We start from the raw sequence: 18,327 nt of genomic DNA on the forward strand, positions 1-18,327 counted from the left end.
GTAAATTTGCTGGGTTTTTTATTTGGATTGATAAAATCAATCTTCTAGACATAATTTCGTTTTTATTAGAATGATCACAAACAAAAAAAGCAAGACTTGCATCTTGCTTTTTTGTTTTATTTCTGTCTTGTCTTAATTCTTTATAAACCTCACTCGTTGGATTCCTAAGATTGAATCAAACTCCAAATGATAAATACCTTTAACCAAGCTAGACACATTCAATGTATTAATTCGATCATTAACTGCAGGATAATCCATGATGATCTTACCAGACATGTCTATGACTTTCATTCTACCAGATGTAGGTAAAGTCGTTGCAATATTTAAAGAGTTGGTCGTAGGATTAGGGTAAACACTAACCTCCCATGCATCATTCGTAATAATTACAAATTCGATTCTTGTATACTCAAAGACTCCATCAAAATCTACTTGCTTTATTCTATAGTAATTGATCTGATTCAATGGATTATTATCAGAAAATTCGTATGAATTAATTGCGTCGGATATATTATTTGCCTTAAACTGGCCAATTGTTTCGAAATCAATTCCATTTCCACTTCGTTCGATTTCAAAACGATCAACACTTACTTCATTTGTAGTTGTCCAGCTAAGTAAAGAATTGCCTCCACTCTCTTCTACAACAAATGATAAGAAATCCAGAGGAAGAGGTGTACTGGCTCTATCGATTGTTGCAAGGGTAAAGAAGTCTTTGTTAGAAAAATTTGAAATATCGACTGATGAAAAAGTATAGTTACTTCCATTCTGTGACACAGCCGGACTCAGTACTGTAGCATTGCTAAAATCGCCATCAGAATCAACGAGTAATCTCAAATCAGACGCTTGATCAACTGTTGCCTCGGACAGATCAAATGTCATATCTATCGTTCCACTAGGTGAGCTAGTCAGTTTAATTCTCCATTCTCGGTCTAATCTACTTTCAGTACCGGAAGGAAAATCAGTCGCTCCAGATGAACCGACAACTGAACCATTATGTGCCCACATTATATACTGATCACTTCCATCAAACACTTCATTCTTAGTTACAGAAAGAATTGCTGTAGTGTTTACTGATCCAGATGATAACTGCTCATAATTTGCATTATCATCTCTTCCAATTCCAGCCACATCTGTTCTAAACGAAGCGAAATCAGCATCAGAGTTTCCAGGGAAAAAGACTGTTCCTACGGCACTGACATAATCAAAGTCACCATTGTTTAACGTAATACCATACTTGGTTGCTAGATAAGATTCGATTTGCGCACGATCTGTACCAGTAGAAAGTAATTGATCATATACAATTACCTCTGCAATATCTCCATCAAAAAGTGACGCACTTGAACCAATTCCTCCTATAGTGAAATTATCAGAAGCTTCAGTTCCATGATTCGATGTAAATGTAGTCTGGCTTGTGCCGTTAACAAATACGGTCGAACCAGCTGCAGCACCTTCATCAAAAACGACTGATGTTAAACTTGGAGAGCCTGTTACAAATAGGTCTGTAATGTTATTATCACTACAATCCGTACCGTTAGATACTGCATCGGTACAGCCATCTGTTGTGACATCACTTAAGAATCTATCAAAACCTCCATCATCTTCTCCCCATACAGCGCCTGCATTGTCTATACGCGGAACATAAACTGCAATCACTGCAAGATCCGGAGAAACTGATTCATTGATACTTAGCGCGGTTATCAATTCATCTCCTGTCCCGTCCAATGTTATTGTATTATTAAAATTAAGTCCCTCGCTTGTCAATTGAGGGTCTCCGCTTGCAGTTGCATCATTCCCATTACCCGATTGATCAGTCCAGGCAGTAATTGGGGCTGATCCGGTAACTCCCACATTCGCTTTTAACCATAATTGCAAGCTTGTTGAAACTCCTCCAGGCGAAGGTGCTACAAGTGATGTTGCTAAAGAGAAGATATCTCCATCCTCGAAATCCACATCAAATGTGACAATTTCATTTACTGCATCATAAGCTGTGGCAGCTATGCTTCTTGAAATACCATTGCTAAAATCTCCTCCATCATCAACCATTAATAAAAAGCTAGTAGCTGTTCTTCCCGTAAAGTCCCCACCTCCATTAGCAGTAACTCCACTGATATCAAATTCAAGAGTAGCATTCCCAACAGTTCCCTTTTCTTGAACCCTCCATTCCCTGTCTAACCTAGTAACAATATTAGAAGGCACCTCAGTGGTTACATCTTCAATCGTACCATCATCATCGTTATCATTACCCCAAGCCAAATAAGAAAGATTGTTTGTAAAAGCATTAGGACTTGCAAATGTTCCTCCATTATCTGTAACCGCCATGGTTACGATAGCTCCCGTATTTATACTAAGCGATTTTCTCTGATCCAATTCGCTAATGTCATCTCTTCCTATCCCTGCTATATCATTATTATAGTCAGCAGGTACCACAACCGTTTCATAGATAAAATCGCCATCAGAAGCAATATAGTCTGCCTCACTTCCATCGAGTGTAATTCCATATTTAACAGCCAAATAAGATTGAATCTTTTGGTGGTCTGTATCACTTGTCTGGCTATTGTATGTAAGAAGTTCTGCAACTTTTCCGTCAAACTGATTTACACTAAAAGCATTACCTGTATTAGATCTTCCTATATCATAATTTTCATCTAGCTCAGTAATAATTGTTGCGTCCAGTAAGTTATCTACATCTGTACCTCCTAAGAAAATATCAGATATGGTTGCAGTTGGAGCATTATCTCTCACTGCAACTAGCAGTGGAACTCCAGCTCCAAGTGTAATTCCTGATACTCCGGTTCTATATCTAGCTCCAGAACCACCAACAACATGGGTAATAACTTCACCTGCAAATGCACCTGTTACCGATCCGAGTACTAAACCTCCAAAGTTGTCATTTGCACTTGGCGTATCAAATCCGAAAGGAGCTTGTCCTCCAGAAGCATCTGTTATTTGATCATCAGGCTGAAAAACAATGTAATAACTTGGTGTATTTGCCCCACCATTAGCGCCTCTTAAAGACTCGGTATTTGTATCATCAAAATCTAAAGCTGGATTAAAATTGATAACATTTGTTTGTAATTCAGGACCGTTGGCTACTGCCGTAGCTCCATTGCTATTTCCACTCTGATCCGTCCAAACTGTTACTGGGTTTGTGCCTGTCGTTCCTGCATCGGCTTTTAACCATAGTTCTAGATCAGGAGCTCCTCCAGGAGTGGAAGGCACTGTAGCTACAGTCATTACCTCATCGTCATTTAAAACTACATTCTCGAATGTAGCTGTAGATCCATCCCAGGTATTTGCAGAAATTGTACGTAAAAATCCATTGCTGAAATCGCCATCGTCATCTATGATCAGAGCAACATTATCCGAAACTGCAGGGGTACTGGTGGTCCCGCTTAAATCAAACGAAAAATCTACGGGATCAGGAGAATTGGTTGTGGCTACTCTCCATTCTCGCTGTATACGATTTGTTATCCCTGTACTAATCTCTGTGGTATTGAATGTTGTCCCACCATCGTTATTACCCCAAACCAAAAACTGTCGATCAATAGCAAATCCTTCCGCTCGACTTCCGGTAAGAATGGCATCTGTGTTGATACTTTTTGATCTTAGCTGACTTAGTCCAGATCCATCATCTCTTCCAATACCGGCTATATCATTATCAAAGGCTGCATAACTGGCCGTTTCCGTAACAACCGGATAAATTGGATCAGCTACTGAATTCAGATAGTCTTGATCGGTCGTTTGATCTATGGTAATGCCATATTTAATTCCTAAATAGGAGGATACTTTTTGTCTTTCTGTATCTGTGAGGATTCTACTAAAGTAAATAACCTCTCCAATCTGCCCTCGAAGTTCTCTTGTATTATCGAAAGCAGGTGTAGTAAAGTCATCTAGGTCTTGTCCTATCACAAAGGTCCCTGCTACATCAAGCGTTCCGGCTACTAAAGCTGCGTTTGTTCCCGATCCATTGTTTAAATAAATGTTTGCATCTACGTTATCATAATCTGTCGCTATAATTCGGGTCTCATCATTTCTTAAATCCCCTGTACGATCTATTGAATTATCTAGTACACGCTTCCTAATTCCGTCAGAACCACCATCATTTGTAATGCCCAAATCTAGTTCATCATCCTGACTGTCATTGGGAAGATAGGAGTAAATAGTCTGATCATTTGGACTAGCAGCAGGGAAATTCACAACGGAAAATGAGGTTATCTCTCCTGTACTTAAATTATTGAAAGCAGTAAAAGCCAAATAGTCATCGTTATCAGCTCCTTCATTAAAAGAAATAGAAGAGTTGAAATTAAAATTAGGATTGGAACTTGTTTCAGTATCTGTAAAAGATCCCGCAATATAGTCTGGTGTAGTACCGGTAATACCGGTAACAGCCGTTGTAGTAGCTGTAAAATTACTTGCGCTAAAATCGTTCCAAGCACTTACTTGATTACTGCCATTATATGTGACATTTTGCTCAGGATTGAACCATATAATCGCATTATCAACACCTCCTGGTGCTGCTGGAGCGGTGGCAATCAAAGGGCAATCCAGGCTTGCAACTGGCGGTGTAGTAAGTAACGTAACAGCTCCATCTCCTCCTGTTGAGGTATCATCCGGTGTACCTTGCGTAGCACCCAGAGCACCTCCAGTTACATCAATTGTAGGGGTAGCTGTGAACTCACCTCCTCTACGGACCAACATCACGTTTCCTCCGCTTCCACCTCCACCTCCTCCATCGGGAGATGCAAAAACCTGAACACCAGTAAGACCGGCACCATCACCTCCTGTAGAGTTTATGGTTAAGTCAGAAATATCTTCAGAACTGGTAATAACAATTACTGTTCCTCCTGCTCCTCCGCCTCCCGCGGAACCATCGTCATCAGCCACTTGGTTTGCTGCGGCAAAGGTATTCCCATCATCGCCATTCGCATTGATTACTCCAGTCGCTCCTGTACTCTCAAGTACACCTGCCCGTATAAGCACTGAACCAGCACCAGGTCTACCACTATTTACATCTTCAGGAAACCCATCGTTCAACACATCAGTCTGACCACCGGACCCTCCGCCTCCACCAAGAATGAGTCGATTTCCATTTTCTAGATCAATAACGGCACCTCCACCAGAGCTTATGGTACCTTCGTTGGCGCCATTTCCACCACCACTACCATTACTTCCACCACCACCACCATTGTTGAGTAAGCCTCCACCACCGGCGTTACCTGCTGCACCTTGTCCTCTATCTGCAGTCCAAACAATATTAATATTATTAAATACATTGCCATTAAAGTCAATATCACAATCTATATTTTCAGTTCCTCCCGGATACCCTTGAGCTAATCCAGTATTACCAGCTATCGTCGTAAAATCATCGTTATACCCAAAAACTTGGGTAGGAGAACCTGCAATACCTTCACCTCGGAATCCATTATCTGGGTCAGAATTATCTCCTCCTGATAAGTCCAGGTGTCCCCCTCTAAAGCCGGCAAAATCTGCATCTATTGTTCCATTTAAGTTCATTGTACCCAAAGCATCTATGCTAATAATGCCTCCAGTCTCTCCATTCCAAGGAACCGTTGTGATTTCTCCTCCTGTGTCAACCGTCAAATCATTGTAATTACCTACTTTGATTACCTGAAAAGATCTTTTTCCTATTGTAGCAATAGGAGTTGTGTTTGCTATGTATGAATTAGTTAAAGGATCTTCGATTGTAAGTGTACCTCCCCCAGCTCCGATAGCATTTGTTGCCATCACAAATTCATATTGACCGGCGATGTAATTTCCGTTATCTACAAACCCTTCGTGATCCAACCCCCCAGGGCCATCCCCATAATCAGAAGTGGTGTAGTCGTCTGCTCCTGCTACGAAGGTTACCGTAATATCTGAAATAGTAGGGTCTATTTCAGCCCCTTGCATTTGAATGATCATTAAAAGATCTCCACTTGCTATCGTACCTGCATTGTCTATAAAAGCTCCTGGAATTGTTCTTTTTGCCCCAATGGTAATACTAGTACTTCCAGCCACAGCATTAGCACTTCCTGAATAATAGGCATTTACAACGACTGTTTGGCCACTTGTGACAGTTAGATCCGTAGCGGAGGCTACACAGTTACAATCTTGACCTTTTGTTTCAAAAAAAGTAACTGCAGTCAACAAAGACAGTAAAAAAAGATTTCTCTTCAAACTATTGCTTCTCATCCTCTAAGATTTAAAATGACGGTTAATGATTCAAAGATAATATATTGTCATTTGATAATGTATGTAATAATCAACCCATTAGTCGAAATGTCGTGGAAAATTCAGTTTAAAAATCATAGTAAAAAGGGCATTAATGGAGTCTTATTATTCAAAATATTCCTAGAACATTCCTCTTTAATGATCGAATTTATCAGCTTAAAAAATGGATTTTTGTTGATTTTTATAGCGCTTCAACTTTGAGTTCTAGTCTTTAAAATATGACCTAATACCTCGAAAATGATCATAAAATCATATTCCAAATTTCGGTTTATCGTAAAATAATGCTTGAAGACTGCTGAGAGGACTCGTTCATCGAAATTACCTCAGAGGACCAAATGGCTTAGATAATTTTGTAATTGAGATTATTGTATCGGTATGCAATCTGTTAGTGAATTTGATTACGTACTTATATAAATAGTTAACCAGTCAACTGAAATTACTTAAAGCCCATGATCAAGATCGTAAAGTCATTCTTTGCATTTTTAATAGCGTTCATTTTTGCTTCAGTCTACCTATATGCTCAAGACAATTGTGCTGCCCGAGCAGATTTTGACTGGGATGATCATACTGGCACGCCTACTGGCAATACGTACACGGACAAAACAGTGGATTTTGCCTATTCAGTTTCCGGATCTGGCGGAATCACTTTTAATGACGTAGGTGCATTCGCAGAACTTCCTACAGCTTTTGGAGTATTCAACACCGTTTGGGGTATCGCTCAAGGCGATAATGAGATAAATACATATGTTATTGATTTTAGCGGAGATCTGCTTTACGACTTCTGCTTCCAATTATTGGATATAGATACCGGTGAAGGAAGTGCCGATTTTGTAACTGTCAATGCATATGATCATAATAATGTTCTTATAACGCTTGTTGCAGGAAATTTATCGGATCAGGGTGATAGAATTCAGTACAATGGCGCAAATGTTTTTGAGGGAATTGGTGCCTCTCCTACATTTTTTGGAAATAATCCAAGATCGAATGTTATCATTTGTTTTCCCGGAGCAATTCAGCGATTAGAAATTATTTACGATAGCAATGCCGGCACCAATGGTCAGTTTTTTGGAATTGGCGATTTTGATTATTGTTCTCAGGACTTTGACAATGACGGTATTAAAGATGATGCTGAAACAGACTCTGATGGTGATGGAATACTTAACACAGTGGAAGGATACACTCCAGGAGATGCAGATTCTGATGGAATTCCTAACGTTTACGATGCTGACTTTGCAGGAAGAGTAGATGCAAATGGAGATAATACAGACGATAACTTCGATAGTGACTTAGATGGCGCACCAGATGCCTTAGACCTGGATTCTGATGATGACGGGATCTTAGATTCAATTGAAAACTTACCAACCTCAGGAGGTTTACCGGCTAATACCGATGGGATAGATCAAAGGGATTATTTAGATAATGACTCGGATAATGATGGTGTTAGCGATTTGATTGAGGGGAATGACATTGATTTTAATGGAGTTGCAGATTTAGCCCTAGCTGGAACTGATGCGGATGGAGACGGGATAGACGATAATCTGGATATCGTTAATGGAATCTATGAAGTAGGAAACTTGACAGGTTCTGCAGCTATAGTAGCTGCGAATCTTGTGGATGACGATACAACACCAGATTATAGAGATACAGATGATGATGGAGATGGCATACTTACGTCTGCTGAAATACCTGATACTAATGGTGACGGGATCCCTGATTATATTTCAGCATGTGAAGATGGGTCTATATTAGATTTTGAAGATTTTACTGTTGGAGATACGCCAGGGCCTGTTTTCACCGTAGAAGCCTCAAACATCACATTTGACTTCACTGATCCTTCAGGATCTGCAGTTAATTATGAAATAGATAATGATATTCATGGAGAGAATTATGTTCTTGTTGGTCAAACGCTAGCTACCAATACAAATTTCTCCGAATTGTCTATCAAATTTGACCGTCCTTTAGAAGGCTTCTGCTTCGACCTACTTGATATTGACTTTGGTGCTGGCAACTGGCTCGATTCAATGGCTGTCAATATTTTCAGAGATGGAGATTTGGTTGTTTTGGATAGTGATAATATCATCAATGGCAGTTCCAACATCCTTAAAGACAACAACTTTATTGTGGGTAGAACAATCTCAGAAGATGATGAGTATTTAGCGAATGTCAGAATCTGTCTAAACCAAACAGTCGATTCTTTAGTCATCAAATATGCAGATCACATTGTTCCTGATGGATTTCAAAAAATAGGTATCAATGATTTTACCTGGTGTGGTATTGACCATGATTACGATGAAGTACTTGATATTAATGATCCTGATGACAACAACAATGGTATTCCGGATATTATAGAAGGTGGTGGTGTAGATCCTTCACTTGATACTGATGGAGATAAGATTCCTGACTATCTCGACACAGACTTTGCTGGTTTTACAGACACCAATGCGGATGGAATTGATGACCGAAGAGATTTAGATTTAGATGGTGTACCAGATCACATAGATAAAGACACAGATAATGATGGCATACCTGATGCTATCGAAGCTAATGGAGGATTTCTTCCAGCTAATATGGATGAAGACGGAGCATACCCCCCATCATATGCTCTAGCAAACGACTCTGATGGAGACGGAATCGTTAATGATGTAGACACATCTACCGGAGGCACTGCATTTACTAATCCAAACACGGATGGTGACACAGCAAATGATTTTAGAGATTTGGATAGTGACAATGATGGAATTATGGACCTGGTAGAAGCTGGTGGTGAGGATACCGATGGTAATGGTCAAATTGACAATTTTGTAGATGCTACTAATGATGGTCTTCATGACGCATTTGATCCAGATCTTTTTGGGACAACACTCCTAAACGGTAGTATTGGGAAATTCGCAAGAAATACAGATGGAGATTCACTTCCTGACTACCTGGATATAGATACCGATGAAGATGGAATTACGGATGACGTTGAGGCTCAATCGATCGCTGGGTATATAGCTCTTTCGAATGTAGATACTGATGGAGATGGGATTGATGATTCTTATGACACTGATTGTGCTCCATGCGGAGGTGTAACAGGAGTGGCTATTGTTCCTGTCAATACGGATAGCGATAGCAATGCGGACTATCGAGATACAGATTCTGACGATGATGGCATATCCGATAGTGTTGAAAGTAGAGACACAAACGCAGATGGTGTAGCTGATCAACTAGCTTCAGGGACTGATACTGACAATGATGGTCTCGATGACGCCTATGATGCTGATTGTGCGCCATGTGGATCTATCACTGGCATCACTGCTCCTAATCAAGATACAGACACAGATCTCACAGTTGATTTTAGAGATATTGATGATGATGGAGATGGAGTAGCAACCTCTGCCGAAGATTTTAATTCCAATGGAAACTTTGCTGACGATTTTACACAAGGCGGGTCTCCTACTCCAGATTACCTATTTTTTACCAATGATCCTGATGGAGACGGAGTAGATAATGCAACAGACTTAGATGACAACAATGATGGAGTTCCAGACTCACAACAGTCTGATGTAGTAGATACGGATGGAGATGGCATTGTAGATAGATACGACTTAGATATTGATGGTGATGGTATTCCAAATGCGATAGAAGCAAATGACGGAGTATTGCCTGCCAATATGAATGAAAATGGACAATATCCTACCACTTATGCTGCTGCTAATGATATAGATGGAGATGGGTTGGTTGACGATATTGATAATACAGATGGGGCTGTCACAAGTGGCACTCCTCTTCCTAATAATGATTTTGATGGTGATGGGCTAAGTGATTTTGAAGATGCTGATGGTGATGGTGACGGTATTCCAGACTCGATAGAGTCTGTAGGAATAGATACAAATGCAAATGGCATTCCTGATCTATTCACAGATTCTGATGGTGACGGAAATCCAGATTATAGAGATGGAGACTCAGATGGAGATGGCGTCTTTGATCTTAGAGAGGGACAGTCTACTGCTGGTTACATAGGAACTCCATCTGGAGTGGACACTGACGGAGACGGAATAGATGACTCGTTCGATGGTGATTGTACTGGTGCAAATTGTGGAGGAGTTACAGGTATTCCAATCATTGGTAATGATCATGACGGAGATGGTACACCTGACTTTCAGGATGATGACAGTGATAATGATGGCATTTCCGATCTAATTGAAGCCAATGATAACAATGCTGATGGGGTGGCTGATAATACTCCTTCTGGTGCTGACTTAAATGATAATGGAATTGATGACGACTTTGATGCAACACCTGTTGTACTTCAAAATACGGACAGTGATAGTGAGTCTGACTGGAGAGATAGTGATGATGATGGTGACGGGAGGCCTACATCTGATGAAAGTGTGGACACTAGCCCAGCTAATGGAACACCTGATTACCTAGAATCAAATGGTAACACTTGTGGACCAGGTAAGACAAACAATGGTACTGCCAATGCCTTTGCTGTAGCTACAAACAATGGAGGATCCAGAACAGGATCTGCAATTGGAGCTCCCGACTATGCAGGAAGTGGTGATAATCGCTTCACCCTGGCATTTATGGATGGAGCCGGTCAAAATTATACTCTTGACCTTGGAGAAACTGTAGCAGCAGGTTCTAACATTTCTATTGTGATGAGTGCAAATGAGGCTGCATCTGCTCAAACAGTTTCTGCTTCAACCGATAATGTTACTTTCTCGGGCGATGTTACCTTTTCTAATATAACCCAAAGAACAGGTTTTGAAACTAACGATTACACAGTCCCTGCTGGTGGAGCAAGGTATATTCGATTCTCTTTTGTTTCTGGTGTACCATATGTAGATGCCTTAACATTTAATAGTTGTGCAGATGATTCCGACAATGATGGAGTTCAGGATTCTGCTGATAATGATAGTGATAATGATGGATTGACAGATATGGAAGAAGGTAATGGAACAGACCCTTCTGCAGATGCGGATGGAGATGGAATATTGAATTTTCAAGATAATGACTTTGCTGGGTTTACCGACATAAATTCCGATGGTATCAATGATAATTTTGATCAGGATTTAGATGGCGTACCAAATCATCAGGATTTAGATTCAGATAACGATGGTATTCCAGATGCAATAGAAGCTAACGGAGGTTCATTGCCAGCAAACATGACGTCTGAAGGTGCATACCTTTGGTCATACATCAATGCGAATGATACGGATGGAGATGGTCACGCTAATGATGTTGATACGGATGATGGTGGTGTAGCATTGTCGAATCCAGACTCAGACAATGGAACGGGCTATGATGATGGTCTCCCTGATTTCTTAGATAGGGATTCAGATAATGATGGTATTACAGATGCCGCAGAAAACAATGGCGTTGACAATAATAGAGACGGGATATTGGACAACTTCGTTGATACAGATGGAGATGGACTAAATGACACAGTTGATCCAGATAATGGTGGCACTCCCCTAGTTATTTTAAATACAGATGGTGATGCAAATCCTGATTACCTTGATTTGGATTCTGACGGAGATAGTGCCGGAAACCCAGGATTGGGGGATCTATTTGAAGGTCATGATTCTAACTTTGATGGAACACCATCTTGGGACGATGATAACGACTTGATCCTGGATACCAATGAAGGAAACATTGATCTTGACGGTGACGGCATTTTGGATGCTTTTGATCCTGATCAAGGTGGTATTGGTGCTGCACTACCCAATGCAGATGGTGACGGATTGTCAAATTTCAGAGATGATGATGATGATAATGATGGAAACCCTACAATCTCTGAGGATACAAATGGCGATGGAAATTACTTCAATGATTTTACCGAAGGACAGAGTGGACAGTTTGCTAATGTGCCAGATTACCTGTACAATTCTGTCTCACCACTTCCTGTTGAACTGATAAGTTTCAAAGTGTCTTTGGATGAAAGAAATGCCGTTCTGGAATGGGTTACTGCCCAAGAAATAAACAATGATCACTTTGATATAGAATACTCCAATGATGGAATAGACTTTTTAAAGGTTGGTGAGGTTGAAGGAAATGGTACGGTGAGTTCAGTTTCTGATTATGCATTTACACATAGAGATTTAAACGCTGGATTCAATTTCTATCGACTGAAGCAAGTAGATTTTGATGGAGCATTTGAATACTCTGAAATCAAGCGTGTAAGCGTTGGGGCTTTTGAAGATATATCCGTAAGCGTTTATCCTAACCCATCTACTGATCATGCAACGGTAAAATTAAATTCAGGTGCAGCTACTCGTATCGAACTAGTAACTCTTAGTGGAACCATATTGAAATCAGTACAATATGAAGGAGGAACGACTGAGCATACCTTCGATGTAAGTAGCCTTAAGTCTGGGATGTATCTCATCCGAGTAAGTGGTCCGGAGCTTTCATCTATTAAGAGGTTGGTCGTTAGATAGTTTTAAGATACAAAGGATAAGCCTAAGCCTGATGATTTTTATAGTCAGGCTTTTTTATTGTTTACTCCTACTCGTTTTTGATATTCAATTACCGGCCTGAAAACAATAAACTAGAGGTTTAAATCAATAAGTATTATTGAAAGAGCATAAAAAAACCCTAACAATTTTTTGCTAGGGTTCAATATTATCTAAGAAATTTCTTACTTCTTCACAGCATCAACGACAGCTTTGAAAGCTTTAGGCTCATTCATTGCTAAGTCAGCAAGCGCCTTTCTGTTGATTTCTATACCTGCTGCACTCAATTTACCCATGAATACAGAGTAAGACATTCCGTGCTCTCTTGCTCCAGCATTGATACGTTGAATCCAAAGAGCTCTAAATTCTCTTTTCTTTGCTTTTCTATCACGATAAGCATATTGCCATCCTTTTTCAATAGCGTTCTTGGACACTGTCCAAACATTTTTTCTTCTACCAAAGTATCCTTTGGCGTGCTTCATCATCTTCTTCCGACGAGCTCTTGAAGCTACATGATTTACTGATCTCATTTTTGTTTTGTTTTGGCGATTGGTGTACTGACATTTTATCGTCTGTATCTTTCAACCAATAACCGGGTTTTACATTTAACCATCCGCCACCTGACGGATCTACTTAATTGAAATTACAGATTCAAAAGACGTTTGATGTTTGGCTCATCCGCCTTATCCACAACTGACATGTATCGAAGATTTCGCTTTTGCTTCGTCTCCTTCTTTGTCAAGATGTGATTTTTGAATGCATGCTTTCTTTTAAGTTTCCCAGTACCTGTAAGCTTAAATCGCTTTTTAGCACTAGAGTTTGTTTTAAGTTTCGGCATTTCTACTTATTCTAATTTAATTTATTTCTTCAATTGCTTAGGAGCCATAAACAAGATCATTCGCTTACCCTCCATTTTAGGAAGCTGCTCCACCTTACCATACTCCTCAAGTGCTTGCGCAAACTTCAGTAGCAAAATTTCTCCTCTGTCCTTAAAAACGATTGTTCTTCCGTAGAAATGAACATACGCTTTTACTTTAGCTCCTTCCTTCAAAAATTTGATTGCATGATTCAATTTAAAATTGAAATCATGATCATCCGTATTAGGACCAAACCGTATTTCCTTTATGACAGTTTTTTGGGCTTTGGCCTTAATTTCCTTTTGCTTCTTCTTCTGTTCGTATTTGAACTTAGAATAATCAATCACTTTGCAAACGGGCGGGTCAGCATTTGGTGAAATTTCTACCAAATCCAAATTTTGCTCTTGAGCAATTTTAATGGCCTGTTCTGTAGGGTAAACATCAACCTTCACGTTTTCTCCAACCACTCTTACCTGGCGTGCAGTGATCTTGTCATTTACCTTGTAAGGCTCTTCTTTTCTGATTCTGGAAGGGCCTCTTCTTCTTAGTTTAGCGATTGTACTCCTTTGTTTAAGTTGAACATTAAAAACAAAACGCAAATATCGTGATTATTTGCTCTTATAAAAACTCATTTGATAAGTTCGGACACTTTATTATTGAAAAGTTGAACAAATTCTTCTTTTTTCATCGATCCGATATCTCCTTCTCCATGCTGTCTAACTGATACAGCCCCTTCTGCAGTCTCTTTTTCCCCTACAATTAACATGTATGGAATCTTCTTCACTTCAGCATCTCTTATTTTCTTTCCTATTTTCTCATCACGTTCATCCACAAACCCTCGAATATCATGCTCTTGCATATCTTGATATATCTGCTTTGCATAATCATGATACTTTTCAGAAATGGGAAGAATGGCAATTTGCTCGGGAGCTAACCATAACGGAAAGTCTCCAGCACAGTTTTCAATCAAGATTGCAATGAATCGTTCCATAGACCCAAAGGGTGCACGATGAATCATGACAGGTCGATGCTTTTGGTTATCACTGCCAACATATTCAAGCTCAAACCGGTTAGGCAAACTGTAATCAACTTGGATGGTACCTAGTTGCCACTTTCTTCCTAAAGCATCTTTTACCATGAAATCAAGCTTCGGTCCATAGAAGGCTGCTTCACCATGCTCTACTACTGTCGAAAGTCCTTTTTCATCAGCTACCTCCTGAATCTCTCTTTCTGCTCTCTCCCAGTCATCATCTTTACCAATATACTTATCAGGGTTTTCGGGATCTCTCAAAGAAACTTGTGCGGTGAAGTCACCAAAGCCCAAGGCTCCAAAAACATACAATACCAAGTCAATTACTTTGGCGAATTCCTCTTTTACCTGATCCTGACGACAAAAAATATGAGCATCGTCTTGAGTAAACCCTCTAACACGTGTAAGTCCATGAAGTTCTCCACTTTGCTCATATCTGTAAACTGTTCCGAATTCTGCATAGCGAATGGGAAGATCCTTGTATGACCTTGGCTTTGATTTGTATATTTCGCAATGATGAGGACAGTTCATCGGCTTGAGTAAAAACTCTTCATCTTCAGCAGGTGTCTTTATTGGCTGAAAAGAATCTTCTCCATACTTCGCATAATGTCCTGAAGTCACATAAAGCTCTTTGCTTCCGATATGCGGAGAAACTACCTGATCATAGCCTGCTTTCAATTGAGCTTTACGCATGAAACTCTCCAAACGCTCACGCAATACGGCTCCCTTTGGCAACCATAATGGGAGCCCTTTCCCTACTTTTTCAGAAAAGGTAAAAAGCTCCAATTCCTTACCTATTTTGCGATGATCTCTGAGTTTGGCTTGCTCCAAAAGCTCAAGGTGCTCTTTGAGTTCCTTTTGCTTAGGGAAAGAGATTGCGTACAGTCTGGTTAATTGTTTTCTTTTTTCATCTCCTCTCCAATAGGCTCCTGCTACACTAAGAATTTTTACAGCTTTTATATATCCCGTATTTGGAATATGTGGCCCACGGCAAAGGTCAGTGAAGTTGCCCTGATTATAGAATGTAATCTGACCATCTTCCAAGCCATCAATTAACTCAAGTTTATATTCGTCACCCTTTTCCTTATAATAAGCTATCGCATCCGCTTTAGATACTTCTTTACGGGTAAACGAATTCTTCTCTCTAGCAAGTTCGAGCATTTTATGCTCTATAGCTTCAAGATTGTCAGCATCAAATTCAATGTCTCCAAAATCGATATCATAATAAAATCCATTTTCAATTGGAGGTCCTATTCCTAGTTTAATCCCAGGATATAGAGCTTCTAATGCTTCTGCCAAAAGATGGGCTGAAGAATGCCACATCGTAGATTTACCTTCATCATCATTCCACGTCAGCAATTGAAGCTCAGCGTCCTCCTCTATAGATCTGAAGGAATCGCGCACCTCTCCATTGACTTTTGCTGCTAGTACATTACGAGCTAATCCTTCACTAATGCTCATGGCCACATCCAAAGCTGTAGCGCCTTTATCATAGGATCGTTTTGATCCATCAGGCAATGTAATGGTGATTTGATCACTCATTAATTTCTAATTGTTTTAGGTTCTAATTCTATTGTAGGAATTTTATTTTCCTCAAATTTTAAGCGCTGCAAATATGCAATTTTTCGCTCTATAAGGATAATTCTTTGTTCGGCTAAAGTATCTCTAGGATTCTTTTCTTTTAAATGTTCGAAGTATGGTAATGCAGTCAAAAGCCACCCTCTATCTTCATACAGCCTACCTAGCTTCCAAAATGCTTGATTATTAGATGAATCCTTGTTTATTACCTGCTTCAAAACGAAGGTTGCCGAATCCCACAAGAGATCATCCCTGTACCAATCTGAAAGTAAGTATGCGATAGAATCTTTATTGTGAACAAAGGGCTTTATAATGCCTCTTGCATGGTTCTTACGACCTACCGCATTCAACATTTTAGCATATGCCAATTGCTTCTTGCTGTTCGTCTTATTCTTTATAGTAAAATCATCCAATACTTCAATTGCTTTATTAGGATAATTGAGCTTAAAAAGGATGTTGCCATATTCCCACATCAATTCATGATCAATATCTAACTTTCTCACTTTAGATAAATTGTATGCAGACATTAGCGTATCATTCATTATTAAATATTGCTCTGAAGCAAAAACAAGATCTTCAAGTGAATGATGATCTATTAGATAGTTACGCAACTCAACTGTCGCTCTTCCGGTTTTGCCTAGTCGCGTTAAACCATTGATATAAATATAGTTGTACTTTTTCTTTAGATCATACTCATTATTCCATTGATCCATCACTTCAATCAAAAGTTGATTTTCATCTTGACGGATATAATAAGCGATGTATTGATCAACTAACTGGTTTGTCATTCCATGCTGATCTTTATACTTTTCTAAAGCTGAAATGCAGGTTGCTGGCCAATCTAATTGCTCACAATAGAAAAGTTTCTGATCTACCAGTAATTCATTTTTTGGGTCTGCATCTAACTTATCATTGATTTGGTTCAATGCTTTTGCATAAAACCCAGCATGTAGCTTAGGCACAACAATCCTGTCGTCCTGAGATCTGGAACATCCAAAAAAGGTTAATAATGTAATAAAGACAACTCTTCTCATTCAAAGAGTCAAAGTTAGTTTGAAACTTATGGATTAGCCATTAATTCAGGAATGCTTCTTTAATTGTTCTACATCTTTTTTGAGATTTCCAATTGCATCCATCAATTGGTCCATGGATAAATCATTGGAAGAGTTGGGGTCCGGAAATTCAACGGATATATATGCTTTAGCTTCCCAAATTTCTACCACCTCTGAAGGATCAAGTTCATAGGCACTAAAAGACTTGTTGTCAGAAACCAAAAACAGTTTCCCTTTTTCTTCTACATAATTAAAGACTCTCTTATATACTACTCCTTCAGATTGAGTGACTAGCACGTATGTATTGCCGTTCTTTATTTCATTAAGTTGCTCTATGTATTTTCCTATGACGATACTGCCAGAAAGCAATGGAAGCATTGAGTCACCGGATATTTCGAATGCGCGATAGGTGCCTCCTTTTGGAAGGACCGGTAAATGAAACCTTGGAAGGTCTGTCAAGTATTCCGGATCTGCATATCCATTTGTGTAACCTGCTGCTGCCTTCGTCGGAACCAACTGTATATATTCTTCATCTGCATTTTCGTCGACCGTAACCGCAAGAACTTTGACATTTTGCTTTGGCACCCTATTCTCATTCGTAAGGTCTTCATTAATTAATTCATCTACAGAGACATCAAACAATCTCGCCATCTTGGAAAGAGTCGTTAAACGAGGATCTGCCCGACCCTCTTCATATGCACCTACTGATGGTCGATTAATATCTAATGCATTTGCGAAGGTTTCTTGCGTGTAACCCTTCTTCTTACGCATGTACTTTATGTTATTTGGTATTGATGCCATTATCTAAAAATCATCAAGTTATTAGGATGAGATGTTTGATTGATATTGCATAAGTGAAGATTCTTGTGTGATACAGCCTGTTCTAATTCTTGAAGTCTTCTTCTAATCCTGCCAATGACAGCTTTTAAAGTTTCTTCAGCCTCTACCAAAACATAGCCATACAATTGCTTATTACCCTTCACAGTAGCAAAAAACTTTACTTGATATCTACCAGACTTCAGCTTCTTAGAAGTAATTCTAAGCTTATAATAATCATCAAATATCAGATTCCTTGCTATTTCCATATCAATCTAATTTGATCTTAAATTTAGTAAAAAAAATTAAATACTAAAATTTTTAGA

General features: G+C 39.4%; 9 protein-coding genes. 1 reads left to right on the forward strand and 8 read right to left on the reverse strand.

The features are described from left to right. Positions 1 to 132: 132 nt before the first annotated feature. Entirely contained in the window at positions 133 to 6,189 is a 6,057-nt protein-coding gene (locus tag ABJQ32_01725) for a T9SS type A sorting domain-containing protein (protein ID MEP5288336.1), read from the reverse strand. 488 nt (positions 6,190 to 6,677) lie between these two features. Here ABJQ32_01725 and ABJQ32_01730 point away from each other — a divergent pair, with 488 nt between their 5' ends. Continuing rightward, the gene (locus ABJQ32_01730) at positions 6,678 to 12,653 is read left to right on the forward strand and encodes a T9SS type A sorting domain-containing protein (GenBank protein ID MEP5288337.1); all 5,976 of its coding nucleotides are present in this window, start codon (positions 6,678 to 6,680) and stop codon (positions 12,651 to 12,653) included. Positions 12,654 to 12,853: 200 nt separating this feature from the next. Here the strand turns inward: ABJQ32_01730 and rplT are convergent, their stop codons facing one another. The 7 genes from rplT to ABJQ32_01765 all read right to left on the reverse strand — a co-directional run bounded on the left by rplT (position 12,854) and on the right by ABJQ32_01765 (position 18,270). Continuing rightward, the gene (gene rplT, locus ABJQ32_01735) at positions 12,854 to 13,198 is read right to left on the reverse strand and encodes a 50S ribosomal protein L20 (GenBank protein MEP5288338.1); all 345 of its coding nucleotides are present in this window, start codon (positions 13,196 to 13,198) and stop codon (positions 12,854 to 12,856) included. 113 nt (positions 13,199 to 13,311) lie between these two features. Then, positions 13,312 to 13,506: a 50S ribosomal protein L35 gene (gene rpmI, locus ABJQ32_01740; protein MEP5288339.1), complete on the reverse strand. Its 195-nt coding sequence runs from the start codon at positions 13,504 to 13,506 to the stop codon at positions 13,312 to 13,314. A gap of 21 nt (positions 13,507 to 13,527) precedes the next feature. Further along, positions 13,528 to 14,124, reverse strand: a complete 597-nt coding sequence (gene infC / locus ABJQ32_01745; protein MEP5288340.1) for a translation initiation factor IF-3 — start codon at positions 14,122 to 14,124, stop codon at positions 13,528 to 13,530. 29 nt (positions 14,125 to 14,153) lie between these two features. Then, positions 14,154 to 16,097: a threonine--tRNA ligase gene (gene thrS / locus ABJQ32_01750; protein MEP5288341.1), complete on the reverse strand. Its 1,944-nt coding sequence runs from the start codon at positions 16,095 to 16,097 to the stop codon at positions 14,154 to 14,156. After that, the gene (locus ABJQ32_01755) at positions 16,097 to 17,167 is read right to left on the reverse strand and encodes a hypothetical protein (GenBank protein MEP5288342.1); all 1,071 of its coding nucleotides are present in this window, start codon (positions 17,165 to 17,167) and stop codon (positions 16,097 to 16,099) included. The genes thrS and ABJQ32_01755 overlap by 1 nt, the downstream gene beginning before the upstream one ends. Before the next feature lie 45 nt (positions 17,168 to 17,212). Beyond that, the gene (locus ABJQ32_01760; GenBank protein MEP5288343.1) at positions 17,213 to 17,956 is read right to left on the reverse strand and encodes a LexA family transcriptional regulator; all 744 of its coding nucleotides are present in this window, start codon (positions 17,954 to 17,956) and stop codon (positions 17,213 to 17,215) included. A 29-nt stretch (positions 17,957 to 17,985) separates the two neighbouring features. Continuing rightward, complete coding sequence (locus ABJQ32_01765; GenBank protein ID MEP5288344.1) at positions 17,986 to 18,270, reverse strand: hypothetical protein; 285 nt, start codon at positions 18,268 to 18,270, stop codon at positions 17,986 to 17,988. Positions 18,271 to 18,327: the final 57 nt, after the last annotated feature.

It is taken from the genome of Marinobacter alexandrii (assembly GCA_039984955.1).
GTDB lineage: Bacteria > Bacteroidota > Bacteroidia > Cytophagales > Cyclobacteriaceae > Ekhidna.